The sequence below is a fragment of the Desulfatibacillum aliphaticivorans DSM 15576 genome, assembly GCF_000429905.1.
Lineage (GTDB): Bacteria > Desulfobacterota > Desulfobacteria > Desulfobacterales > Desulfatibacillaceae > Desulfatibacillum > Desulfatibacillum aliphaticivorans.
Genome location: NZ_AUCT01000031.1, coordinates 58,219 through 83,169 on the forward strand (window position 1 = coordinate 58,219; position 24,951 = coordinate 83,169).

Annotated in this window: 24 protein-coding genes and 1 pseudogene; 12 read left to right on the forward strand and 13 right to left on the reverse strand. The window is 53.7% G+C overall.

What is annotated here, in order from left to right; translation table 11 throughout:
* Nucleotides 1-4: 4 nt before the first annotated feature.
* On the reverse strand, nt 5-1,036 hold the full coding sequence (locus G491_RS32090; protein WP_051327467.1) for a DHH family phosphoesterase: 1,032 nt from the start codon (nt 1,034-1,036) through the stop codon (nt 5-7).
* Nucleotides 1,037-1,343: 307 nt separating this feature from the next.
* Between G491_RS32090 and G491_RS0122750 the strand changes: the two genes are divergently transcribed.
* On the forward strand, nt 1,344-2,114 hold the full coding sequence (locus G491_RS0122750) for an SDR family NAD(P)-dependent oxidoreductase (protein WP_028316181.1): 771 nt from the start codon (nt 1,344-1,346) through the stop codon (nt 2,112-2,114).
* 12 nt (nt 2,115-2,126) lie between these two features.
* On the opposite strand, the gene G491_RS34490 is transcribed toward G491_RS0122750, so the two are convergent.
* The gene (locus G491_RS34490; RefSeq protein ID WP_028316182.1) at nt 2,127-2,780 is read right to left on the reverse strand and encodes a HEAT repeat domain-containing protein; all 654 of its coding nucleotides are present in this window, start codon (nt 2,778-2,780) and stop codon (nt 2,127-2,129) included.
* A gap of 123 nt (nt 2,781-2,903) precedes the next feature.
* Here G491_RS34490 and G491_RS0122760 point away from each other — a divergent pair, with 123 nt between their 5' ends.
* Both G491_RS0122760 and G491_RS0122765 read left to right on the forward strand, forming a co-directional pair.
* Nucleotides 2,904-4,076 carry an NADH:flavin oxidoreductase gene (locus tag G491_RS0122760; RefSeq protein ID WP_248635483.1) on the forward strand — a complete coding sequence of 391 codons (1,173 nt, stop codon included), beginning with the start codon at nt 2,904-2,906 and terminating at the stop codon, nt 4,074-4,076.
* Between the two features lie 198 nt (nt 4,077-4,274).
* Nucleotides 4,275-4,790, forward strand: a complete 516-nt coding sequence (locus G491_RS0122765; RefSeq protein ID WP_028316184.1) for a hypothetical protein — start codon at nt 4,275-4,277, stop codon at nt 4,788-4,790.
* Between the two features lie 719 nt (nt 4,791-5,509).
* Here G491_RS0122765 and G491_RS0122775 read toward each other — a convergent pair.
* The 6 genes from G491_RS0122775 to G491_RS0122805 all read right to left on the reverse strand — a co-directional run bounded on the left by G491_RS0122775 (nt 5,510) and on the right by G491_RS0122805 (nt 10,454).
* The gene (locus G491_RS0122775; protein ID WP_028316185.1) at nt 5,510-6,325 is read right to left on the reverse strand and encodes an SDR family oxidoreductase; all 816 of its coding nucleotides are present in this window, start codon (nt 6,323-6,325) and stop codon (nt 5,510-5,512) included.
* 341 nt (nt 6,326-6,666) lie between these two features.
* On the reverse strand, nt 6,667-7,746 hold the full coding sequence (gene msrB / locus G491_RS0122785) for a peptide-methionine (R)-S-oxide reductase MsrB (protein WP_028316186.1): 1,080 nt from the start codon (nt 7,744-7,746) through the stop codon (nt 6,667-6,669).
* A 266-nt stretch (nt 7,747-8,012) separates the two neighbouring features.
* Entirely contained in the window at nt 8,013-8,441 is a 429-nt protein-coding gene (locus tag G491_RS34495) for a thioredoxin family protein (protein WP_051327468.1), read from the reverse strand.
* A gap of 28 nt (nt 8,442-8,469) precedes the next feature.
* Nucleotides 8,470-8,892: an alternative ribosome rescue aminoacyl-tRNA hydrolase ArfB gene (gene arfB, locus G491_RS0122795; RefSeq protein ID WP_028316187.1), complete on the reverse strand. Its 423-nt coding sequence runs from the start codon at nt 8,890-8,892 to the stop codon at nt 8,470-8,472.
* A gap of 77 nt (nt 8,893-8,969) precedes the next feature.
* Nucleotides 8,970-9,194 (reverse strand): hypothetical protein, encoded by a 225-nt coding sequence (locus tag G491_RS0122800; RefSeq protein WP_028316188.1) that lies wholly within the window; start codon nt 9,192-9,194, stop codon nt 8,970-8,972.
* 102 nt (nt 9,195-9,296) lie between these two features.
* A complete protein-coding gene (locus tag G491_RS0122805; RefSeq protein WP_028316189.1) occupies nt 9,297-10,454 on the reverse strand; it encodes an iron-containing alcohol dehydrogenase in 1,158 nt (385 codons plus the stop codon).
* Between the two features lie 176 nt (nt 10,455-10,630).
* Here G491_RS0122805 and G491_RS0122810 point away from each other — a divergent pair, with 176 nt between their 5' ends.
* The 5 genes from G491_RS0122810 to G491_RS0122830 all read left to right on the forward strand — a co-directional run bounded on the left by G491_RS0122810 (nt 10,631) and on the right by G491_RS0122830 (nt 17,397).
* Nucleotides 10,631-11,443 (forward strand): M48 family metallopeptidase, encoded by an 813-nt coding sequence (locus G491_RS0122810; RefSeq protein WP_035219886.1) that lies wholly within the window; start codon nt 10,631-10,633, stop codon nt 11,441-11,443.
* A 68-nt stretch (nt 11,444-11,511) separates the two neighbouring features.
* A complete protein-coding gene (locus tag G491_RS0122815) occupies nt 11,512-12,744 on the forward strand; it encodes a molybdopterin molybdotransferase MoeA (RefSeq protein WP_028316191.1) in 1,233 nt (410 codons plus the stop codon).
* A gap of 55 nt (nt 12,745-12,799) precedes the next feature.
* A complete protein-coding gene (locus G491_RS0122820; RefSeq protein ID WP_028316192.1) occupies nt 12,800-14,725 on the forward strand; it encodes a molybdopterin biosynthesis protein in 1,926 nt (641 codons plus the stop codon).
* Nucleotides 14,726-14,727: 2 nt separating this feature from the next.
* A complete protein-coding gene (locus tag G491_RS0122825; protein ID WP_028316193.1) occupies nt 14,728-16,497 on the forward strand; it encodes an aldehyde ferredoxin oxidoreductase family protein in 1,770 nt (589 codons plus the stop codon).
* Between the two features lie 96 nt (nt 16,498-16,593).
* Nucleotides 16,594-17,397 carry an enoyl-CoA hydratase-related protein gene (locus G491_RS0122830; protein ID WP_015949410.1) on the forward strand — a complete coding sequence of 268 codons (804 nt, stop codon included), beginning with the start codon at nt 16,594-16,596 and terminating at the stop codon, nt 17,395-17,397.
* A 3-nt stretch (nt 17,398-17,400) separates the two neighbouring features.
* Here G491_RS0122830 and G491_RS0122835 read toward each other — a convergent pair whose 3' ends face one another.
* From G491_RS0122835 to G491_RS35055, 3 genes are all read right to left on the reverse strand, one after another.
* Nucleotides 17,401-18,126: an epoxyqueuosine reductase gene (locus G491_RS0122835; RefSeq protein WP_028316194.1), complete on the reverse strand. Its 726-nt coding sequence runs from the start codon at nt 18,124-18,126 to the stop codon at nt 17,401-17,403.
* 80 nt (nt 18,127-18,206) lie between these two features.
* Nucleotides 18,207-19,394 carry a TetR/AcrR family transcriptional regulator gene (locus tag G491_RS34500; RefSeq protein ID WP_157468508.1) on the reverse strand — a complete coding sequence of 396 codons (1,188 nt, stop codon included), beginning with the start codon at nt 19,392-19,394 and terminating at the stop codon, nt 18,207-18,209.
* A 46-nt stretch (nt 19,395-19,440) separates the two neighbouring features.
* A complete protein-coding gene (locus G491_RS35055; protein WP_084511650.1) occupies nt 19,441-19,593 on the reverse strand; it encodes a TetR/AcrR family transcriptional regulator in 153 nt (50 codons plus the stop codon).
* A 328-nt stretch (nt 19,594-19,921) separates the two neighbouring features.
* Here G491_RS35055 and G491_RS0122850 point away from each other — a divergent pair, with 328 nt between their 5' ends.
* The gene (locus tag G491_RS0122850; protein WP_028316196.1) at nt 19,922-20,353 is read left to right on the forward strand and encodes a DUF1499 domain-containing protein; all 432 of its coding nucleotides are present in this window, start codon (nt 19,922-19,924) and stop codon (nt 20,351-20,353) included.
* Between the two features lie 145 nt (nt 20,354-20,498).
* Nucleotides 20,499-20,954 (forward strand): DUF3795 domain-containing protein, encoded by a 456-nt coding sequence (locus G491_RS0122855; RefSeq protein WP_028316197.1) that lies wholly within the window; start codon nt 20,499-20,501, stop codon nt 20,952-20,954.
* 396 nt (nt 20,955-21,350) lie between these two features.
* Here G491_RS0122855 and G491_RS0122860 read toward each other — a convergent pair whose 3' ends face one another.
* Entirely contained in the window at nt 21,351-21,893 is a 543-nt protein-coding gene (locus tag G491_RS0122860; protein WP_028316198.1) for an REP-associated tyrosine transposase, read from the reverse strand.
* 249 nt (nt 21,894-22,142) lie between these two features.
* Between G491_RS0122860 and G491_RS35635 the strand changes: the two genes are divergently transcribed.
* Both G491_RS35635 and G491_RS0122870 read left to right on the forward strand, forming a co-directional pair.
* Nucleotides 22,143-22,640 carry a hypothetical protein gene (locus tag G491_RS35635; RefSeq protein ID WP_157468510.1) on the forward strand — a complete coding sequence of 166 codons (498 nt, stop codon included), beginning with the start codon at nt 22,143-22,145 and terminating at the stop codon, nt 22,638-22,640.
* 129 nt (nt 22,641-22,769) lie between these two features.
* A complete protein-coding gene (locus G491_RS0122870) occupies nt 22,770-24,629 on the forward strand; it encodes a P-loop NTPase fold protein (protein WP_282706001.1) in 1,860 nt (619 codons plus the stop codon).
* Here G491_RS0122870 and G491_RS0122875 read toward each other — a convergent pair.
* Nucleotides 24,626-24,951 (reverse strand): annotated as a pseudogene (locus G491_RS0122875) (IS4 family transposase); the annotation flags it as partial. The gene G491_RS0122870 and the pseudogene G491_RS0122875 overlap by 4 nt on opposite strands.

Here is a 24,951-nt window from a genome sequence, read left to right on the forward strand (position 1 = left end):
TCACCTACAATTTACGATCCACCAAAGGGATTATCTGCGAGCCCTCGATGCCCAGGTGTTTTCTCACCACCTTGCGAAAAGCGCAGAGCTTTTCCTCCTCCTGCTCCTTGGACACGGAAATGCGGCCTGCGCCGGCTCTTTCATGCCCGCCGCCGCTGCACCCGAAAGCGCCTGCAATCTTTTTGGCCAGAGTTCCCGCATTGCGGTTTTTCTTGCACCTGATGGAAAAAAACAGGCCGTCCTCATAAAATGCGCAGCTAACGGTATACTCCGATTCCTCCAGGCTGTGAAACAAGTCCGCCATTTCCGCCACGTGGTCCGGGGTGTTGACCCTGCCCAGGTAGACCAGGCCCACCCTGGCGCTTTCGGAAAAGGACGCAGAAGCCCGGTAAAGGGTCTTAAAGAAGTCGATGTTCCTGGGAGGGTGTTCTATCTGGGCCAGCAAGCGGTGCTCTATGAGTTCAAAGAGCCTCCGGTATGCCACCAGGTCTTCGGGCAAAACGTCCATGGCCATGTCCTGAGTGTCGGTTTTTATGCCGTAAAACAGGGCGGTGGCCAATTTAAGGGAAAGGGGGCATTGGGCGGCGAACAGATAGTGGGCGACCAGGGTGGAGGTGGCGCCTATCTGGGTGTGCACCTCCTTAAAACAGGAGTCGGGCAGAAAATCCGCCTCGCCGTGGTGGTCGAACACGGCGTGGACCTTGACGTCCTCCGGAAGCGACACGTTCCCCCCGCCCGGAAGGGAGTCCACCATAATGATCTTATCAAAGCCCTGCAGGTCGATCAGGGCGAAGGGGGTTGTCTTGATGTCCAGCAACTGCATCATCATCCGGTTTTCGGCCCTGCCCACAAAGCCGCCATGGGTGATTTCCCAACGGTCAACCCCCCAATAAGTCAGGAGATTTCCCAGGCCGAACCCGGAGGCCAGGCAATCCGGATCAGGATAGTCGTGAACCGCAATAAGAACAGACCTGGCAGGCAGAATATGCTGCTTAAAGGCCTCAACCCTAGCTGTGAAATCCTGCAACCCGTCCATTTTTTCTTCCTTTTTCCTTGATTTTTCGCCGATTGAGGAGTTAGATCATAGAATCTTAAAAACTGCAAGGTATGGAGGGGGTATAGCTCGTAAGTTTTTCATTATAAGCGGAAGGATCGTCGGCGAAAACCCCGCCTTGGGGGAGCCGCGCCAGGGCCCGCCTTCAACCATCCCTTGTTTTTTTCGGATTTGAACAGACAAATCGTTACCCCCCACAACGTAATTTCCATTGCGCCGGGCCAGGTTCGCCCGGGCGCATGGGGCCGGCGCCGCCGGTCCGGGATTCAAAAAAAGGAAGAGGTGCGCTGTGGATATCAATGGAAAAAAAATCATTTTGACCGGGGCTTCCTCGGGCATTGGCCTGGATCTTCTTCAACGTCTGACCCGCTTTGACTGCAAAATCATAGCCGTGGCGAGAACCATCGAAAAAGTGGATTTCGACCACCCCAACGTCGTAAAATTTCCGTGCGATATTTCCGATCCGGAAAAAATGGACGAACTCTTTGACTTCGCCCTCGAGCAATGGGGCAATATTGACATTTACATAGCCAATGCAGGCTTCGCCTACTATGAGCGGATCAACAACCCCGACTGGAAGCACATAGAAAAAATCTACCAGACCAATGTGTTTTCCAGCTTTTACGCGGCGGAAAAAATGAAGGAAATCAACAAGGACCGCCCATTCAGGGTGGTGGTGACGGCCAGCGCCATGAGCTTTTTGTCGCTGCCCGGCTATTCCTTGTACTCCTCCACCAAGGCCGCTATCCGGGGCTTTGCAACGGCCTACCGGTTTGAGCTTGCAAAGGATCAAAAGATTCAGTTGGTATTCCCCATTGCCACCAGGACCAGCTTTTTCAAGGAGGCGGGGTCGGGCACGCCCGTGCCCTGGCCGAGCCAGGAGCCGGAAAAGGTTTCGGCCGCCATCGTCCGGGGAATCCAAAAAGACAAGGACTCGATTTTTCCATCGTCCTTGTTCAACAGCATACGGATAGCCAATGGATACCTGCCTTTTTTGTATCCGTTCATTGCCTGGTTCGAGGCCCAAAAACTGTACAAATGGGAGTCGAGCCAAAAATAGCGGCCGTCCCGGCTAATAATGCACCATGGCCTCGTACCCTTCCCGGGCCAGCTCCGGGCTGATGAACGGTGATTCGGCCTTGGACAATACCTTGCCGGCGAAATGGGAGGCGTAAATGGTTGCGCCATCCATGGCGGGATCGGGCCAGCATTTATGGGCGTTGCGCATAATATTGGTCAGCCTGTCCACGTGGACGCGGGTCAACTCCGGGCCGCGATAAATCAGGAAGGTGACCGCCTTTTCGCGGACCATGCGGTCGTCGTCGGACAGGGCGGTGATGATGGGGTCCAAGGCGCAAGGGCTGTCAATGCCGCCCAAAGCGTCGATGACGGCCAGCCGCACGTCCCTGTCGCGCATGGTGCTCATTTCGGTCAGGTGCTGTAAGGCCATGTCGCCCAATTTTGACATGGACCGGATCGCCGCCAGGGTCTTTTGCTTCTTTGCAGCGGCTGCGTCGGCGGACGCAGCCGCCTTTTTCTTGGGCTGGACCGCCTGCGTTTGGACCTGCTCGACCGGTTTGGGCGCCGGGGCCTGGACCTGCGCCTGGGGCTCCTCAAGCCGGGCTCCGGCCTTGGGTTCCGTTTGCTGGACCGTTGCGCAGCCCCATAGGGCCGCCAAAACCGCTGACATAAGGCATAAGCTGACAAACCGGACTGTTTCTTTCACGGACTCCTCCTGCATGCAGTTGGGTATATTTTTTCAAACTATACATCATGCATTTTTGTGTACAAGAAAAAAAATGTTCCGGGCGGTCAATTGAGGCTTGGACTTGTTGGCGAATCGGTTCCCGTGCTATCATGGACGCTGAAAATCACGCCCGATAAAATGAAAGGAGCAGCCATGCACTCCCGTTTGTTCTCCGGATTGAAAATAGGAAGCCTGGAGCTGGACAACCGCGTTGTCATGCCCCCCATGTACGTGGGATACGCCAAGGAAACCGGCGAGGTCTCCCAGATGGTCCTGGACCATTACTCCCTCATGGCCCAAAGCGGGGCCGCTATGATCGTGGTGGAAAGCACCTCCATAGACCACCCCATGGCCGGAGGAGGCGCCAGAACCCTCCGGGCCGACGACGACTGCTTTTTGGACGGTCTGGAAAAGCTGGCCGAGGCCATCAAGTCCCAAGGCGCCGTCGCCGCCATCCAGCTAAACCATGCGGGCCGATTTTCCGTAGTGACCAATCCCTTGTCGCCCACCAATATAGATACTTTCGGCTTGGGCCGCACCTACAAGGAGATGGACAAGGACGACATAGCCCATGTGGGGGACAAGTTCGCCGAAGCGGCCGTCAGGGCGAAAAAAGCGGGGTTTGACGTGGTGGAGCTTCATGGCGCCACGGGCTACCTTCTCTCTCAGTTCATATCCCCCTGGGTAAACCGGAGAACCGACGAGTACGGCGGCTCCCTGGACAACCGCATGCGCTTCGGCCTGGAGATCCTGAAAAAGGTCCGGGACGCCGTGGGCGACATGCCCGTGGGCTTTCGCTTTATGGCTCACGAATGGCTGCCCGAAGGCCTGGAGTTGGTGGACTCCCTGCCCTACGCCCGGGCTCTGGAAAAGGCGGGCGCGGCCTATTTGTCGGTTTCCGGCGGCTCCTGGGAATCCTTCATGGTTCCCGAAGTGCTGATCAAATCCATCCAGCCCTGCTATATGGTGGATCTGGCCGCGGCCGTGAAAAAGGAAGTGGAGATCCCGGTGATCGCGGCGGGCCGCATCCAGGAAGGCGCCGTTGCAGAGCGGATTCTGCTGGAAGGCAAGGCCGACCTCATAGGCCTTGCCCGACCTTTGTGGGCGGATCCCGGCTGGCTGGAAAAAGTTCGCCATGACCGGGAGGACGAAATCATCCCATGCAGCCCCTCCTGCGGAGACACCTGCATGCAGCTTGTCATGAGCTTCAAGCCGGCCTACTGCACCCAATGGTCCAAGGAAAAACGAGCGGAGTGGAAGGCGAAGTTTGAATAAATATGTGGAACAATTAGTATGACATGGGAACATAAGTTTCTTGTCGGGTTGCTTCGCATATGATTTCAATACTATATGTTATCTCTGATAGATCCGACGCCTATGATTCTTAATATCATGTGAAATTCATGAGTGATTGACGGATGTCGGTAAAATGCATCTAATGTTATTGTCAATCTCGGGAACTGGAGACAGCCCATGGAAAGGAATAAACTTCGAAATGTTGTAAGACTCTGCCTCTACTGCCTTCGACATATGGCCTATTATAGAGCTGGCTGGAGCGGAGGATCTCTTATAATCGAAACTCAATTCTGGAAGGGTGTGAATGGTAATTTCATTGATATTTGCGTTATAGAATGGTGCAAACTATTTGGCGACCTGAGGGGTAAACATTGCTGGAGAAAAGTTGTCTCAGATCCAAATTCCTTTCTTGATGGATTATTACAGAATTTGGAACTGACAGAGGACGCATTTGAAGATTATATTAAGGAGATGAAAATCTATCGAGACAAGTATGTGGCCCATCTGGATTCATTTGAAAAAGTTCAAATACCTAAACTGGATTTTGCAAAAAAAAGCGTTCTGTATTTGTACAACTATTTACTTGTAGAAGAAGATCAAGGCCAGTATTTTCATGACGCCCCCAAAGATGTATCCCAGTTTTATGAGAAGGCGTTTAAAGAAGGGCTATCAGTATATCAAGAGAATGCATAAGAGGTTTAAGGGGACATCTCATGCACTCTCGAAACATCCCCAAAAATCATGTCGGGTCGCTTCGCGTTGAAGCAAAGGAATTCACAGTAACCCGGACGGGGAAAGCGCACCCGAAAATTTAATTCAGCATCGGGCTCCGCGTGACCCAACCTACAAAACCACCAAAAATTCAAGTTGTTATGTAGATACCGTCACGCGAAGCGGTGTATTTGAAATTGATTACCTAAAAGGTTTTTCCGCCGCATCCGCATTTAAAAGATGAGGAGTCTGGGCGCAGCGACCCGACATTCTTAGTATGAGACCAAGGAAATCCTTTTTTCAGGCAATGGAAACACAGCCTGTTCGTGCTGGTTGTCAGGCGTTAAAAGCTATGCGACCGAACAACGTGTCGCTTTGCGACCCAGGCAGGATACTGCTCTGCCTGGGCTACCCGTTACCCGTCGTCCGCGGAAAGCACGGAAGGCGCGGAAATATTCCATTCCGTGGGTTCCGTGTTTTCCGTGGTTTGAAAAAAGAAGAAGTTGAGACGCCGGATTCCCGATAAAGACACTCGGGAATGACGGGCGGGAGGTCTCTGGATTCCTGATAGAAACGTTCAGGAGTGACGAGCGGGAGGTTCTTGATGGAAATGCCGGATATGGCGCCGGCCTATAAAGAAAAAAAGCCCGTTTCGCTTTGTCGTGCGAAACGGGCTTTTTTGTATACTAGTCCGCCGGACCTTAATGGACCCGGCCTCGGAATTCGTCCATGGAGCTGGTGACCCCCAAATGAACCGCCAGAAAATCGATCACGGCGGTGGGGAGGACGCGCAAAAGAGGAATGGTATGGGTGAAAGGAGGCATTTTAAGCATGGTCTTGCCTTTTTTCACGGCTTTTACGACCCGTTGGGCCACCTCGTCCTCCTTGAGGATGGGCAGCAGGAAGCTGTACCGGGTTTTTACGCCGTCGAACATGCCCGTATCCGTGAAAAAGGGGCATACGCAGGTGGTTCCCACGCCCTTGACGCCGTTTTTACGCAATTCCAGCCGAATGGCCTCGTCAAAGCCTACATTGGCGAACTTGGATGCGCTGTAATCCACAAGTGAGTTGACCCCTATCCAGCCCGCCGAGGAGGACATGGTGACGATGTGTCCGTGGTTGGCTTCTATCATGTCCGGCAGAAAGGCTTTGACGGTCCAGAAATGGCCAAGAACATTTACGGACAAGGTTCTTTCCAACTGCTCGTCTTCGCACTCCAGAAAAGGCTTGCCCGAAACTACGCCCGCATTGTTGACAAGAACGTCCACCTTGCCAAGATCCTTTTTAATTTCCCCGGCCATGGCGTAAACCTGCTCGCGGTCGGAGACGTCCACGGTATAGGGGCGGGCCTCGGCGCCCAATTCCTCCACTTCCGAAGCGACTTTTTCAAGCCCCGCCATGGTGGTGGCTGCAAGAACCAGCCTGCTGCCTTCCCTGGCGAAATAGTGGGCCATTTTCCGGCCGATGCCGCTTCCCGCTCCGGTGATCAATACCAACTGCCCCTTCAGATTTTTCACTGCCTACCTCCTGGCGCCAATCAGCTTTTAAGCCGAATGACCTGAAAAACGGTGAAAAGAATGCTTTGGCCGCCATGCTTCCCGGTTTATTCCCGGCGATTTATCAGGCGTTCACCGGCGGCCCATGATCTTCCATATAGTTTTTCAGGATTTTATCCAAAAGAAAAGGGAAAAACAAGTAGCAAGATTGCTTTTCCCTTCAAAAAGGCGGGAGATATGGCAGAAATATTGGGACAAATTGCCCCAGAGGCTGCTGCGGGTCCTTTTTGTTCCGCCCGCGGCCCCTTAGGGGAGCCGGGCGCAAAAAGGAGGCTTAAGAAGCTAAAAAAAAAGAGAAAGTTCTATTCCTCCGAAACGCCGAAATGCTTGAGGTATTCTCCGTACCCCTCCTTTTTCAGGTCAGTGACGGGGATGAAGCGCAAAGCCGCTGAGTTGATGCAATATCGCAGCCCGGTGGGCGGAGGGCCGTCGTCAAACACGTGGCCCAAATGGGAGTCCCCGTGCCTGGACCGCACTTCCGTACGGGTCATGAACAGGCTCTTGTCTTCCACCTCCACAATATTCTCCGGCTCCAGGGGCTTGTAATAGCTGGGCCAGCCCGTTCCCGAATCGTATTTTTCCGCGGAGCTGAACAAAGGCTCGCCGGATACTATGTCCACGTAAATTCCCGGCTTCTTGTTGTCCCAGTATTCGTTTTTAAAAGGCGGCTCGGTGCCTTCCTTTTGGGTGACCTTGTATTGCAGGGAAGTCAGTCGCTTTTTCAAAACATCGTTCGCCGGCTTGAAGTACTTGCCGGAGGTTTTGTTTTCAGGGGGAGCTGCATCCTTATCCCAAACCTTTTCCAGGTACTTGTCCCGGCCTGAGTTGGAACGATAAATCTTGTAGCGAAAGGGGTTCCTTTTATAATAGTCCTGATGGTAATCCTCGGCCGGGTAAAACTCGCCCGCCTCCCGGATTGGGGTGATCACGGGCTTGTCAAAGCGGCCGGACTCATCCAGGGCTTTCCTGGATCTTTCCGCGGCAAGGCGCTGTTCTTCCGAATGGTAAAATATGGCCGTGCCGTATTGCTCGCCCCGGTCCACAAACTGGCCCCCTTCGTCCGTAGGGTTGACCTGCCGCCAAAACACCTCCAGCAACTGGTCGTAGCTCACCTTGTCCGGGTCGAAATGGATCTCCACGGATTCCAGATGCCCGGTGGCGCCGGAAGACACCTGTTCATATGTGGGGTTTGTCACGTCCCCGCCCGTATAGCCGGAGATGACGGCTTCCACGCCCTCTATTTGCTCGAAAGGCTTTTCCATGCACCAAAAGCAGCCTCCGGCAAAAGTGGCCTTTTGGAGGCGCCCCTGAGCCGCTGCGCCGCCGGCGCCGAACGCCAGGAGCATCGCCCCCGCTAATATGATGGTCATTAAAGTATTCATGGGTCGCTCCTTTTTTTTATTTGGCTGCCTGAATTTTTTCATGTTGCCTCTTCTTACACGCAAAAAATAATCATTATCATTTATTTGTCACGAACAAAGAGCGGCGGCGGGATGACAATAGGGGTTGCTGGGCGGTCATAAAAAGCAGACCGGGTCTTGCTGGGATGACGACTTTTCAGGACGAACGAAAAAAGGGCTTTCCCGGTTTGGGGGAAAGCCCATGGCGAAATCATGAGGGGTGGAAAACGGGTAGGGGAAAAATTCCGTCAGGAAGAAAAGCGGTCTCCGAAAGCGTTCATCATTTTTATGAAATGTTCAGGAGTCCTGGGGCCCTGATAGGGCATAACGTTGGCGCCGGAGGGATCGAGAAAAAAGACGGCGGGGATGTAGCGCACCTGGTATTGGTTGGGGCTCTCCTTATCCTTATCCACGTTCACGGAAATATTGATCAGCCTTTTGGAAGCCTCGCCCACGCTTTTGTCCGTGAACACCGTGCTTTTCAATTCCTGGCATGCGCCGCACCAATCCGCCTCGAACACGAGCATGATGGGCTTGCCCTGTTCCTTGGCCATGGACAGGCCTTTTTGATAGTCATGGACAAAATCAATGCTTAAAGGGCCGACGTCCGCCTTCTCGGTGCAGGCGGCCAAGGCGACCAATACGGCAAGGGCCAGGATTGCGATATAACGTTTCATTCCAACATACTCCTGTTAATAGTGGGGATCAATCCCAGGAAGACACCTTTCCCCTGAACTGCTTTTTGCGGGCTCTCTTCTTTTTCGAGTCCAGCCGGCGCTGCCTGGAAGCCAGGGTCGGCCTGGTTTTCTTCCGGGCCTTGGGCTTACGGCATGCCATGTCAATAAGCCGGACCAGCCTTTGCAGGGCTTCTTCCTTGTTTTTAAGCTGGCTCCTGGTTCCCCGGGAGTCAACCAACAAGACGCCTGATGCCGAAATCCTGTTGTGCGCTATCTTTTCCAGCCTGGCCCTGACGTCTTCGGGAAGGGATGGGCTGTTTGCGACGTCAAACCGCAACTGGACGGCGGTGCTGACCTTGTTTACGTTTTGTCCGCCGGGGCCTGAAGACCTGACGAACTCGTAGTCAATCTCCTCTTCGTTAAGGCTTACTCGGTCGTTAACCACTATCATGCTATAATTGGCTTCTCCGCTTTGATGCTCCTGGCTGATTAAGGCTATCGATGCCCCAGCCAGGCGCCCAACATGGCTTATTCCTCTAAGATTTTGTCCATTTCCGCCTGATTGGCCTGCTGCTGCGCGGACAGGTCGTGCGACAGTTTCGCCGCTTTATCCATCGCGTTGACTTGCGTTTGCATGGGATTCTTCACTTCTTTAGCTGCAGCGGAAGATCCTTTGTTGTCTTCATCGCCGGAACATCCGGCGGCCATGCAAAGCAACATAACCGCGACAATTCCCCATATAAACTTCTTCATGGATTATCCTCCCATGTTTGGATTATCAACACCACTACAGCATAACATCACCCGACGGGATAACGCCACCCTTTTTGGGCGGAGGCGAAACCTTGCCTGAAATCAGACGCTGGCCCGCACAATATCCGCAGCTTCGGCGGGACCGATCCGTCCGCGCTCTCCCAGCTTCGCCTGATCCCGTTCCAGGCCTTTGCGGACCGTTTCCGCAGCTTCGGCGGGGTCGATGCCGTAGTCCGTCAACCGGGTGGGCATGCCCATTTCGTTGAAAAAGCATTCGGTTTCCGCAATAGCCCGGTTTACGGCCAATTCCTCGTCCTTATCCTCTATCATCCATATTCTTCGGGCGTATTGAAGGAGTTTGTCCTGCTTGTTCTCCCTTTGATGCCGCAAAAGCCAGCACAAGACCACCGCGATAGCCTCGCCGTGGGCCAGGCCGTAATGTACGGTCAGTTCGTGCCCGATTCTGTGCGTGGCGAAATCCGTGGGCACGCCGCACTTCAAGAGCCCGTTCAATGCCTGGTTGGCGCACCACATAAAACCGGCGCGGGCGTCGTAATCCTGCTTTTTGGCCAGGGTTTTGGGGCCTACTTCCAGAAGAGTCAGGAGCACGGCTTCGGCCTGCCTGTCCTGGAGCGGGGCCTGGACCGGATAGGTAAGGTATTGCTCCAAAACGTGGATGAAAGCGTCCACCACGCCGTTGCGCACCTGGTTGTCCGGCAGGGAATAAGTGACTTCCGGGTCCATGACCGCAAATCGGGGAAAGAGCTTGTCCGCGTGAAAAACGATCTTTTTTTCTTCGGCCTTGCGGGATACCACGCCGATATTATTGGTTTCGGAACCGGTGGCAGGCAGGGTCACGACCACGCCCAGCGGCAGGGCGTCCGTCACCTTGGCCAGCTTGGAGCAAATTTCCCAGGGATCGCCGGCGGTGTATTTGCTGGCCGCAGCGATGAACTTGGTTCCGTCCATGATGGAGCCTCCGCCCACAGCCAGTAAGAAGGAAGGCTCTTCCTTTTTAACCATGTCCACGGCTTGCATCAGGACGTCGTACTCCGGGTTGGGGGCGATGCCCGAGAATTCCACCACCTCGCGTTTTTTCAACGAATCCATCACCTGATCGTGCACTCCGTTTTTGCGGATGGATTCTCCGCCGGTGACCAGCATGATCTTTCCCCGGGGCGGGACCAGGTTTTTCAGGCGGCTGATGGTTCCCTTGCCGAAAACCACTTTCGTGGGATTGTGATAGTCGAAATTTCTCATGGTCGGACTCCGTGTTTGCTATGTGTGGACATAAGGCTTAAATTGTGACAAGAATTCTCAATTGCAGATCAGCTCCGGCTTGTCAATTGCACCCCTAAAATTATTTGATGCCAGCGGGTTACAATGATATGATTTTTGCATAATTTGTGCATCAATGCAAAATAAGGAGAAATTTCATGCCAGCTCTGAAAAAATCGTTGCTCTACTTTCTGCTCCTTTGCCTTAGTTTGGTTTTAACCGCCTGCTCCACGGTTCCCATTACGGGCAGGTCCCAGCTTTCCCTAGTGTCGCCGGCTCAAATGCAGTCCATGAGCTATTCCCAGTACGACGCGTTTTTGAAGGAACACAAAGTCAGCACGGACAGGCAAAAAACCGAAATGGTCCAAAGGGTCGGCTATCGCATCCAAAGGGCCGTGGAAAGATATTTTGCGGCGGCGAACATGAGCAGCCAGTTGAACGGATTCCAGTGGGAATTCAATCTCATCGCCGACGATCAGGTGAACGCCTGGGCCATGCCCGGCGGCAAGGTGGTGGTTTATGAGGGCATCCTGGACGTGGCGCAGAATGAAACCGGGCTTGCCGTGGTCATGGGGCACGAAATCGCCCATGTTGTGGCGAATCACGGCGCCGAGCGCATGAGCCAGTCCCTCATGGCCCAGATGGGCGGCATGGCCCTGGACCTTGCCCTGCATGACAGCCCCGCCCAAACCCGGGCCTTGTGGCTGCAGGCCTACGGCCTGGGATCCCAGGTGGGCGTGATCCTGCCCTACTCCCGGCTGCACGAGTCCGAAGCGGACCGCCTTGGCCTGATTTTTATGGCCATGGCCGGATACGATCCGGCGCAGGCCGTGGGCTTTTGGCAGCGCATGTCCGCTTCCAGCAAAAACAGCAACAACCTGGAGTTTTTAAGCACACACCCTTCGGACGCCACGCGCATTGCCAAGATAAAGCAGACCTTGCCCGAGGCCCGAAGGTATTACAAAAAATAGGCGAATTTCCGGTCATTGAAGTTTAATGCCCGACTAATCCGCTTTAGACAGGATGACCCAATTAACTTATGAGAGAATTTTTTCAGGTAATTTCCATCCAGAAGGTCCTGGACATGGCAGGGAGATTCCCCCTGGCCGGGACGGAGGAAGTGGAAGTCTTTCAAGCCTGCGGCAGAATTCTGGCGAAAGACGTCGTCAGCAAGGACAACGTCCCGGCTTTCGCCCGCTCCACCATGGACGGATACGCCGTGAGCGCCTCCTCCACCTTTGGGGCCTCGGAAGGCATTCCTGCCATGCTGGAAGTGGCGGGCCGGGTGGAAATGGGAACGACCCCGGAATTTTCCGTGGGCCCAGGCCAGGCGGCTCTCATGCCCACGGGAGGAATGCTGCCCGAAGGGACGGACGCCGTGGTTATGGTGGAGCACACGGAAATTCTGGATGACAAAACCATCGAGGTTTATAAAAGCGTGGCCCCCCTGGGCAATGTGCTGGACGTGGGCGATGACGTGAAAAAGGACGAAGTCGTCCTGAAAAAGGGTGTTCGTTTGCGGCCCCAGGATCTTGCCGTAGCGGCCTCCGTCGGGGAGCCGATCCTGTCCGTGTATAAAAAACCCATCGTTGGAATCGTCTCCACAGGGGACGAAGTGGTGTCCGCGGATCAAGAGCCCGGGCCGGGGCAAATTCGCGACATGAACACTTACGCCCTGGGCGGCTTGTGCCATCAGGCCGGGGCCGAATACCGGTCCTACGGCATTGTGGGGGACGATCCCCAAGCCTTGCGCCAGGCCTGCGAAAAGGCCTTAAACGAGTGCGATATGCTGCTGGTTTCAGGCGGGAGCAGCGTGGGCGCCAGGGACCATACCATCGAAGTGATCGAAGGCTTTGAGAACTCCGACATTCTGGTGCACGGGGTGTCCATCAGCCCGGGCAAACCCACCATTTTGGCGAAAGTCGGAGACAAGCAGGTTTGGGGCCTGCCAGGGCACGTGACCTCGGCCATGGTGGTTTTTCACGCCATGGTGCGTCCTTTTATTCATCATGTCGCCGGATATGAAGGCGGGGACGGAGTTGTTTCCGTTCCGGCCAAACTCGCCCGGAACGTGCCGTCTGTGCAAGGCAGGACCGATTATGTGCGGATTCGCCTGGTGGAAAAGGACGGCGAACTGACCGCCGAGCCCATCTTCGGAAAATCCGGAGTCATCCGCACCATGGTGGAGGCCGACGGTTTTATCCAGGTGGATTTGAACGACGAAGGGCTGGACCCGGGAACCATGGTTCGCGTGGACCTGTTCGACAAATAAGATGAAGGCTTATTAATCTCTATATTTTTTTTGGCCCCAAAGGCCGGAGGCGCTCATGAACAAACGCCATGTTTACCTGAACATGAAAACCCGTGAAGAAGCTCGCAACATCTGGTTAAGCCATTTTGCTGAAAAAGTCGAACTGGCGCATGAGACGATCTCCTCCGTGGACGCCGTGGGGAGGGTTTTGGCGGAGCCGGCCTTCGCCCGCATTTCCACGCCCAACGCGCATTTGGCGGCCATGGACGGCATTGCGGTTCTGGCCCAGGACACATTCGACGCCAGCGAGACCAATCCCATGGACCTCAAGGTCGGGGAACAGGCCTTTTACGTGAACACGGGCCATCAGCTTCCGCCCCAGACCAATGCGGTCATCATGATCGAGCAGGTCCAGGTTATAGACGACGACACGGTGCGCATCGAAGCGGCGGCCGTTCCCTGGAATTACGTCAGGAAGGTGGGCGAGGACATTGTAGCCACGGAAATGCTGTTTCCCACCAATCATTTGGTGACGCCCACGTGTCTGGGCGCTTTGCTCACAGGCGGGGTGTTTGAGGTCAAAGTCAAAAAGCAGCCCAAGGTGCTGGTTATTCCCACCGGCACGGAGCTTGTGGATTGGCGAAAGATTTACCCCGAGGAACTGCAGCCCGGCCGGGTTCTGGAAACCAACTCTTGGGTGATCGGCAAGCTGATCGAGCAGACCGGAGGAAAGTGGATTCGAAACACCAGCCTGGACGACGACTTTTTCGTTATCAGGCAGGCCGTGGAACGGGGCGCCACCGAGGATTACGACATGGTCCTGGTGCTGGCGGGTTCCTCCGCCGGATCCGAAGACCATACGGCCAATATCGTGGACAACCTGGGCGACGTGCTGGTTCACGGCGTGACCATCATGCCGGGCAAGCCCGTGGTTCTGGGCGACGTGAACAACGTGCCCGTGGTCGGGGTGCCGGGGTATCCGGTTTCCGCCATTGTGGTGTTCGACGAGTTCATCCGCCCCATGCTTTGCCATATGCTCGGCCAGCCCGAACCTTTACGCAAAAAAATCATGGTGGAGCCCACCCGGAAGATTCCGTCCAAGCTGGGCCTGGAGGAAATGGTTCGGGTGAAGCTGGGCCGTGTGGGCGACAGGGTGGCGGCCACCCCCCTGCCCCGGGGCGCCGGGTCCATCACCAGCTTTACCGAAGCGGACGGCATCATCCGCATACCCAACGAAAACGAGGGCCTGCACCCCGGACAGCCGGTGGAAGCCGAACTTCTCCGCTTCAACCGCACCATAGACAACACCCTGGTGGCCGTGGGCAGCCATGACAACACCCTGGATCTCCTGGCTGACGCCCTGCGCAGCCGGGGGGGGTATTTGTCCCTGTCCTCCAGCCATGTGGGAAGCATGGGCGGCCTTTTGGCCATGAAAAAAGGCATGTGCCATATTGCAGGCTCCCACCTTTTGGACACGGAAACCGGGGAATACAACATCAGCTACATCAAAACCTATCTGGCGGGCATTCCGGTCAAGCTGGTTCACCTGGTCATGCGGGAGCAAGGCCTGATGGTGGCCAAAGGCAATCCCAAAAACATCCAATCCGTGGAAGACCTCGGCCGGAACGGGGTGCGGTTTATCAACCGGCAAGCCGGTTCCGGCACCCGGGTGCTGCTGGACCATTACCTGAGCAAACTGGGCATCAAACCCTCCAAAATCAACGGTTACGGGGACGACGAGTTCACCCACATGGCCGTGGCCGCCGCGGTACAGAATCAAGTGGCTGACGCCGGCATGGGCATTTACGCCGCCGCCAAGGCCCTGGAACTGGATTTCGTACCGGTTATCACCGAGCAGTACGATTTGATCATTCCCGAAGGCATTTTTGAGTCTGAAAAAATCGCCATTCTCCTGGAAACCATTCGTTCCGACGCGTTTAAAAAGCGGGTGGACGCCTTGGGAGGCTACCACACGGAGCGCACCGGTGAAGTGCTGATGTAGCCATGTTCGGTTTTCACGGGAAAATTCTGTTTATCAATCTGGAAAGCCGATCTTTCCGGATTGAAAAGCCCGACCCTGACGTCCTCGCCGCCTACCTGGGCGGCAAGGGCCTGGGCTCCTTCCTGTTGTACGAGCATAACCCGCCTCATTGCGACCCGCTTGGGCCGGAAAACAACCTGATTTTTGCATGCGGACCTGCGACCGGCTCCCTGATCTGGGGAGGATGCCGGTACGGGGTATACACCAAAAGCCCCCAGACCGGATTTTACAGCGAATCCTATGCAGGCGGCCGCGCACCCGAAGCCATGGACGCCGCCGGATACGACGCCATTGTCCTGCAAGGCCAGTGCGCGGCGCCCACGGTATTGGAAATCGAGCCGGGCGGCGTGCATTTTCACGATGCTTCGAACCTCTGGGGCCTGGACGCCATATCAACGGAGGAAAAAGCCCTTGAAATCGCCTCGGGCAAGGCCGGGAAAAAAGGCGCTCTCGCCATCGGCCCGGCCGGAGAAAACCTGGTTTCGTTTGCGGTCATTGAAAACGACAAGTGGCGCAGCGCTGGCCGGACAGGCCCCGGAGCGGTCATGGGGTCCAAGAAAGTCAAGGCCATGGTCTTTTGGGGCAGCGCCAAAAGGCCCATGGCGGACCCGGCGCGGCTTCGGGAATTCTCCAGGGATTACGCAGCGGAATCCAAGGAAAATCCCTCCGTCCAGGCCTATAAATCCAAAGGCACGCCCATGATGGTGCAGGCCTTGAACAAGGCCGGCGCCTTTCCCACCCGATACTGGAAGCAAGGATATTTTGAAAGCTGGAAGAAAATTTCCGCCGAAGCATTGCACGAAAAATGCCGGGTGACTCCCGCGGCGTGCGCAAAATGCTTCATGGCCTGCGGCCGGAGAGGAACCGTGCTGAACGGCCCCCACAAGGGACTGACCATAGAAGGCCCGGAATACGAAACCATCTACGCCTTCGGCGGTTTGTGCGCCATCGACTCCATTGAAGAAATCGTCTATCTGAACCATTTGTGCGACTCCCTTGGCATGGACACCATCACCAGCGGCAACCTGTGCGCCTTCGCCATGGAAGCCGTAGAGCGAGGCCGAGTCGACCTGCCCGTCCGATACGGCGACGCCCAAGGCGCAGCCGATCTTCTGCGGAAAATCGCCCGGCGTGAGGGAGTGGGCGACGTCCTGGCGCGGGGAATCATTCACGCCGCCAGGGAATGGGGCATGGAGGACCAGGCCGTCCACGTCAAGGGCCTGGAGCCTGCCGGGTACGATCCCCGCGTGCTCAAAGGCATGGGCCTTGCCTACGCCACTTCGCCAAGGGGCGCCTGCCATTTGCGCTCCACCTTTTATAAGGCCGAACTTTCCGGCATGTCCCAACCGGATGAATTGGAGGGCAAGGTTGAGTTGTACATCGACTTTGAAGACAGGCTCACCCTGTTTGACGCCCTGATCCTTTGCCGGTTCTACCGGGATCTTTACCCTTGGGACGCTCTGGGCGAGATCATATCCATCACCTGCGGCCTAAGCCCGGAAAAAACCAACCTGCAGCAAATCGCCCGAAACATTGCAGACATCGTCCGCCGCTTCAACCTCCGGGAAGGCATGGAGCCCGCCGTCCACGAAACCCTGCCAAAAGCCTTTTTCTCCCAGGCGCTCGAGTCCGGCCAAGTGCTTTCCCCGAAATTTTTCCGGGAAATGCTCACGGAGTACTACCGCCTGCGCGGCTGGACCGATTCCGGATTATTACGGGATTCGTCCCTATAGACGGATTCCTCCTTGCAAAAATGAATATTTTATATTAATATTCAAATTAGTCCCCCCTCTTCACGGCCTTAATCCCAATCATCAAGGAGGAATTCCATGGGTTTGATCTACGAAAAAAGAAACAATATCGCTTACCTGACTTTTAACCGGCCCGAGGCCAGAAACGCCATGGACCCGGAGACCATCCTGCAATTGATCGACGCATGGAAGGATTACGCGGAAGACAAGGAAATGCGCTGCGCCATTCTGACCGGGACCGGCGACAAGGTGTTTTGCTCCGGCGCGGACCTGGGCAAGCTGATACCCTTGTTCACGGGCGCCAAGCCTGCGGAGACGGACGCGGAAAAAGCCTGCCAGAGCGATCCCATGATCGTAAACAAAGCCATCCTGCGGGAATACCCCTTGTATAAGCCGGTCATTGCAGCCATCAACGGCCACGCCATCGCCGGCGGCATGGAGGCGCTCTACGCAACGGACATCCGCATCGCCGCCGAAGGGGTCAAATTCGGGCTGCAGGAAGTCAAATGGGCCATCTTTCCGGCCGGAGGGTCGAGCATCCGCCTGCCCCGGCAATTGCCTTACGCCCGGGCCATGGAGATTCTGCTGACCGGGGAATTGATGGAGGCGGAGGAAGCCTTGCGCTTAGGCTTTATCAACAAGATCGTTCCCAGGGAAAAAGTGATGGAAGAGGCGGAAAGATACGCCGGCATCATCTGCAAAAACGGCCCCCTTGCCGTGGAAGCCATCAAGAAATCCGTCATAGAAAACCGCGGCAAGCCGTTGTCCGAAGGCCTGCAGAGGGAGTTGGAGCTGGCCCTGCCCGTGTTTATGAGCAAGGACGCCCAGGAAGGCCCCAAGGCTTTTAAGGAAAAACGCGAGCCCAAGTTTGAGGGGAAGTAAAGCCTACTGCAGCCAGGGCAGGTTTTTGGGATTTTTCCGACCAAAGGGGCAGGCTTTGATGCAAAAGCCGCAAATCCTGGCGCCAATATTGTCCTTGCGGGCGAACTCGGCGGTTTTATCCACGCATTTTTGGAAATCCAGGGCATGGTTCCGGGTGAGATAGCGGTCTTCAGTTTGAACCCCTTTGATGGCGCCGGCCGGGCAGGCGTCCTTGCAGTTGGTGCATTTTCCGCAACGGTTTTTCACGGGGCCGTCCGGTTCCAGGGGGGCGTTAGTCAGCACGGTCACCAGCCTGACCCTGGGGCCGAATTTGGGGGTCACCAAAAGCAGGCTCTTGCCCTGCCAGCCCAAGCCCGCCATGCGCGCAATCGCCTTATGGCTTAGAGCGCCGCGATAATCCTTCCCGTCAATAATCTGGGACGCGGGGATGGGCAGGCTCCGGTGTCCATCCTGCTCCAGGGCGCCCGCCATCTTCAGGGCGATCTGATCCAGGAGCATGTTGGCCGTCTTGTACACGTGATTGTACAAGTCGCTGGGCTTTTCGTGGATAGTTTCGAAAACCATGGACGGAATATGAACGGCCATGGAAAGGGCGCGGGTAAAAGGCGCCAGCAATGAGGCCGGATAGGTCTTTTCGTCCTTGAATGGGGCGAGATCGGCGATCCCGGCCAAATCAGCGCCCAGTTGCGAGGCCGTGTTTTTTATGCGGAGAGTGTATCCATCGGACATGCCAGGCTCCTTGCCATAAGTCTTGGTGATATCTGATCTTAGGATAGAATAGGCCGATGGGCAGGTCAATGAATAGGGAATCAGCTTGCTTTTTGGGCTCTTGGTTTGATCATGTGTTCCAGGACGGGCAAGAGGACGATCATCATGAAGTCCTTGACCCACTGTCTGTACTCCTGATCATCCATGTTCAGGCCCATGATTTCCGCGGGGAAATGCGCAATGCCCAGGCAGTTATACAGGATCATGTACACCCCGAAGGAAAACATCTGGATTTCCTTGTCCGTGGCCCGACGAATTCCCGTGGACTCCCGAAAAGCCTCCTGGGTGGCCAGGTTGAGCTGGGCGAATCGCTCAAAACCGGGAATTTCCTCCAATTGATTCATCTGGGCGATATTCTGCATGAGGCCGTGGAGGGCCGCCGGATTCCTGCCGCAATAATCCAAAGCCCGGTCCGCGAAGATGGAAAGCCCGTCTTCCACTTTCAGGGGAGCGAGGTCCTCCATCCACACATAGGCCTGCGGCAGCAGGTCTTCCATGGTCTGGGCGGCCAGGGCTTCGAAGAGCTCGGCCTTGGACGGAAAATAATGGTGAATCAGGGTGAAGTCAAAGCCGCCTTCCTTGCCGATCATGCGGATGCTCGCCGTATTATAGGGATGGGTGGTGAACACCTTGCGGGCGGCCTCCAGGATTTTTATCCGGGTCTGCTCCCCTTTTTTCAGATTTTCAATCGGTTGGGCGTGCAGCGAGCCGTAAGCTCGGCTGCCCTGGCGGGGCGGGTTAAGCGGCCAGGTCATGGGCTGCTCGTCCCCGGGCTGGGAAAAAACCAGCTTTTTCAGGGAGGGATAAAAAAGGAACATCAGAGCGTCTTTAACCCATTGCTTGTACTCGGGGCTCTTATGCGACATGCCCAGGACCTTGGCGTGATAATGGGGGGCGCCCACACAATTGAATATTACCATGTGAAAACCCAAAATCCACATGGCGATGTCCCGCCGGCACGCATACGGCGACAGCCCCTTGCGAAAAACCTCCTGGATGCCCGCCCAGAACTCCGGAAAAAAATCCAGGCCGGGAAGGTCCGCCACTTTCAGGCCGTGGGCCATGTTCTGCATGACCGTACGCAAGGCGTCCGGATGGTCGAACACGTCCTGCACAATCCGCTCTACGGAGGTGCGGAGGCTTTCGTCCATGCCCATGTCCCAGACGCCTTCCATCCAGGTGGAGCTAAGCTCCATGTATTCATCATAGAGCTCCCTGGTGACCGTCATGAACAGGTCCGCCTTGGAAGGGAAATAATGATGAATCAACGGGTGGTTAAATCCCCCCCTCTTTGGCAATGGCCCGGATGCTGGCGGAGGTGTAGGGCTGGCTTGCGAAAACCTTTCTGGCCGCAGCGATTATCTTACTCCGGGTCTCCTTACCTTTGGTGTAAGAGGCGACTTTTTTCTTTTGAACCTTTTTTGCCATACGTCCCTTTAATATGGACCATACCCTTCTGTCAACGACTAGTGAAATTGTTCACGATCATTGTTTCACGTCCTCGCAACCCGCTGAAAACGGCGGCAGGATTGGAAGAAAGCGGAAGCCCTGAAACGGCGCGGCTTCCCGGAATATTCATAAAATAAAACCCGTTCACAAAAATGAATTGATCTAGTGTGCGACTTTTGCATTAAAGAACGCGCGATCGTTCTATTCCTGTTAAAATCACCACATAAAATTTGACACAATCCGTTTCGGCGCCATTTTTTAGTATTAGTTCGTCCACACTTAATCTTGCATCTAAAGGAGGCCCACCATGAAATTTAACGCTTGGATCATACCCCTGGCCGGGATGCTCATGCTGGCCGGTCCCGGCGGAGCGTCGGCCGGAGACCCTGATATCGACCCTTGCCCCAATTCGCCCAATTGCGTTTCCACCAAAGCGGATTCCAGCGACGCCAAGCATTATATGGCGCCTCTTGATTTTTCGGGCGACGGCGCCCAGGCCATGGAAAAGCTGGCGGCGATTATAAGCGCCATGCCCAGAACAGAAATCGTCGCCAAGACGGACAAATACATCCACGCCGTGTTTTCCTCCAAAATTTTCAAGTTCAAGGACGACGTGGAAATCCTGGTGGATGAAGAAGCCAATCAGATCCACTTCCGCTCCGCCTCCAGGACGGGATACTCGGATTTTGGGATGAACAAAAAGCGCATGGAGGAAATCTGCGCAAAGTTCAAGCAATAAATAACTCCGGCGGCGGTTGATAAAAAAAATCGGCCGCCGCCAAAAAAAAAGCCCCCCTCCCCCAATTGGGGGATGCCCGCAACGCCCCCTTGATCTAAAAAACGGCGCAGTATGAATATCTCACCCCAACCAAGGAGAAAGCGCCATGGATTATGCCTTTATGACAGCCCCCTGCGGCCTGGATTGCTTTAATTGCATCTACTATCTCGCCCACGAAGACGACGCGGCCATGGAGGAAGTGAAAAAAATATCCGAACAATACGGCACGCCCATAGACGTCATGCTTTGCATGGGATGCCGGGCCCATGACGGCAGGATCCCCCTGCATCAGCACCTTTTTGGAGAGGATCACCGGTGCGCTTCCTACGAATGCGTCAAGGGGAAAGAGCTTGAATTCTGCGGCGACTGCGACGATTTTCCCTGCGATTATCTCCATCCCTACGCGGATATGTCCACGGAGCTGCCCCACAATTTCAAGGTTTTCAACCTGTGCCTGATCAAACGCATGGGCGTGGACAAATGGGCCGAAACCAAATCCGCCCAGGTCCGGCATGATTATTTCAATTTGCCCTGGATCCTGGCAAAAAGGGATGAGGCATAAAGTTGATAAGCCGGGCATGCCGACGGTTTTTTGTTAATCCGGCGGCATGCTTGGCATGACTTAGAAAGACCTCCTTGGCTTTTCTTTAATCTTCCCAGGCTTGGGGCCATCGGTTGTTGGGTTTCGCGAAATGAAAATCAATCCTGGCCAACTCCATGGATAGACATCTCGCGCAAACTTCTGGAAGCGCTTTCCAGCGCTCTACCCAACCTACGCCTCTACTTATAACACATTGAATATATAATATATTTATTTGAGCTAAAGCAGTAATGAGTTGTAGGTTGGGTAGAGCATAGGAAAGAGTGAAATTTGACGACAATATTGGTCGGTTGACGATGCCATTTTAAAGCAAAAACTTGACATGCGAAACCCAACAAAACCAGCCCCGGCTGACGTTCACTCAAGGATTTCGTCATTAAAGGCATAGTCTTTCGGATGTCTTCCCCAAGACACTGGGTATATCCCTTGACGCACAAAACGGTGAAAACTTGAGTACGCCCATTCAGCCGGGCGCTCCGCATGCCCGTGCTTTACCGGATTGAAATGAATGTATTCAACGTGCTTCCTATAATCATGGGCGTCCCGTATGGTGTGCTCCCAAAATCTACGCTGCCAGACGGTTTGCTCCTGTTTGCGAGCCCTGGCGGCGCTGGGTTGAGGCAAGGCATCCCGGTTACATTCCCGTGTAAATTGGGATTTGATCATCCTCCAGCGCATGGAATAATTCCGGTCTCCGCTCGGAAGAGTCCATATACAGTGCAGATGGTCCGGGAGCAAAACAAACGCATCAATGGAAAAAGGATGTTTTTCCATCACCTGCCGGAAGGCCTCACGTAATAGCCGGCAGTTTTCAGGAGCACAGAAAAAAGGGGCGCGCTGGTATGTGACCACCGTAAAAAAATAGGTTCCACCCCCCATTTTCACGCGTCGATAGCGCATGGCATTCCCCCAAGGCTTCTACTTTTAAACCATTGAGATATATATCATTTTAAAATACTAATGGTCGAACAATGCGATGTCAATAAAGAGGTGCTGGGTTGCCCCCAAACTACTGCGGTTGTGGCCCCCAAAAAGCCTTTATCAAATGCCCTCTGGACAAACAACTATTTTCATTTTAACCCTCATAATATTATGATAAACAAAATCTAATCCAGGTTTATTTTGACCTTTCCGAACTAGGAGTTCATTGTGCCTGACCGCAAAAAATCCAGTTCATGCTCGCCAACTTTTGTTCGATGGATGGACATTGTTCTGCTGACTCTCATCGGTACAGCAATAAGCATATGTTTCAGCAGCCTGTTATTTAAAATGGTCGGCTGGATATGCCATATACTCGATAACGGATTTGTTAGCCCATGGTCCATGGTCCTATGGAGCTTCTTATTAGGCCTTCTTCTGTTTTTTGTCATTGCGCCAATCGGAGGTTTTAATCATTGTAAGGCCACGTCTTCATCCTTAAAATACCCGCCTGCTTGGTTTGCCGGTATTTGTGGAACAGTTCTGTATTATATCGCCACAAGCACGTATTTCATTCATATGGACGTTGGCAAGGTGGGATTTTCCATTGTGCAAGCCATAATATGGCCTCTTTTGGGGCTTATTATAGCTGTGCTCGTTTCAGTGCTGATTTTCTATATCGCCCGGTCCCTTTCCCGCCCAAGCGGCTTTATGGAAAGCAACGATTAGGATGACATATCGGAATCAAACAAAACGCCTCCCGATAATCTTCAACAATTTCCTAAATGGATCAAAGAGGAAAAGCCCGTTGAGAAAAGAGATGACGACCTGATTGACAATAAAATTTTCGCCGATCGAATTGCGGAGCAACTACAAAAAGAAAAAATGAAGACCGTCTCCCTGGTTGGGCCTTATGGGTGCGGCAAGACCAGTATTCTAAATATGGTTGAAAACATACTCTGCAGGCAGCAGGCTTCTCGCCGCAAGTCACCAGAATACCTTGTCTGCTGGGCGCGGGAATGGGGCGTGGTGGAAGGAACCGCCGCGGAAAACATTCTGAAGCATGTAATCCGAAAATTATCTCATGAAGTGGACTGCACAGGCATTATCCGGCTCCCCGAGAATTATAGAAAAGCCCTGGATGGAAGCGGCCAATCCGTCCTTAAGGCGCTCTCAGGATTTCTTTCCGGCTCTCAAGATCCCTGCAAAGTGCTTGGAAAAATTGACTCTATCCTGCAGGCCATCAATAAAAGACTGGTCATTTTTGTGGAAGACATCGACCGCAACCCAAATCCTGAAAACATGATGAAGCAAGTGGCGTCCTTGCTTGACCGCTTAAAAGACTTGAATAGGGTTTCTTTTGTGATTGCCGCAGGGGAATCCTTTAAAGAGTCCAGCGAACTATTGAGGGTTGGAGAGCATCGGGAGGTAATTCCCCAGGTGCTGGAAAAACGGGAGTTTGTTAAATTGATAAACGACTTCCAGGGCTGTTGCGTGGATTCTGCAATGAGAAAAACTAACAATGAAATTCTGGGGCTTGATTTGTGTGAAGACAGACTTGGGTGCGAAGCCATTTTGAACGCAGAATCCATGCATCCCAAATCGGCCGAAGAAGCACTACTCATGGAACCCATTGAGGCTCTCCACATCCTGGCAAGCAGTTCCATACGTTCCATCAAAGCCGCCTTGCGGAGGGCCTGGACAGCATGGGAAACATTGCGAGGTGAAATTGACCTGGACGACTTGATAGTGGCTTGCTTTCTCCGTGAAGAGGCATTTTCCGTTTTTGCTTTCATAAATTCACATATTGAAATGGTAAAACATTCAAATGAAATATTGTCCGATTCAGGGACTTCTGTTGACGTTGTCCTGAATCACAACAATTCTGAATCAAGCGCGGAGGGTGATAAAATAGAATTTCTTTCCCAAAAAATCAATGCTGTCACCAGTGATTTGGGAGCAAGGCAAAATGCCGTAAACACCCTGCTGGTTTTTCTATTTCCGGGGTTGAATGAGAATGCGAATTCTCATGTTCCTCAAGGACTCGGAGTCAATAACGAATACGCTCCAAACTACTGGAACAGACTGGTCAGAGAACAGGTATCTGAAAAAGTGACGGACCAGGATATCATGCGAGAAATAGCCGCCTGGAAGGAAACGGAGGTAAACAAACTAATAGAAATAATTGTCGACGGAAAAATAATCGGCATTGACGAAAATGTTTATGGCGAGGCTGTGAGCAGATTTTTTGATTTGATCGGAGACGAAACTCATTACCGCCTTCTCGTGATTGATTGCCTGCGATATGTGATAAATTATCAAAAGTCTGTTCCTGGAGGAATGAATCCACCTTGTATTAAGGACTTGGATTATTATCGTGCCTTTAATCGCGACAAGTTGGATGATGACCCTGATTCCGGCACATTATATGATTTGGTTTCAGAACTCATAGTTGAAGCCTTTGACAGACATTTGCCGATGGCGGCTTGTTTGTTGAGAATAGTCACGGGAGAAGATTCTTACACCCCTGTTCCTGGATGGGAATACACCGAAACCCGGGCAAAAAAGGTTAGGCAAGCCTTCCAGGATGCCTATTCCAGCGAACATTCGTCATTTTTAAATGCTATAAAGATAGGGGACCATAGTGCCTTGTACAAGACAATGAATCGGCTTTGCGACCCGCCTGGTTTATTATGGCAAGCGAAGATAAATAACTAAAGTTTCGCAGATGCTATAGACATCTGGTCAATTATTGTTTTTTCAATAATGTCAAGGATGTAATTCATGACGTCAGGCTCAATTCCGTAACAAAGAACCTGCCTTGATCCCAAAAGCAATTCCTTGACCTTTTCCCATAAAGACTGGGCGACAACCAATACATTCTGATCATCGGACAATTCCCTGAAAAGCGGCCCCACTGGGCCGCTCATTTGTCGTTTGCCCAAAATGTACACGAGCAGAAGATAACGGATCATGACCAGAGAATGACAAGCGATCAATGCATCAAAATTATTGCTCTGCTCCTTCGCCATGTACAGCA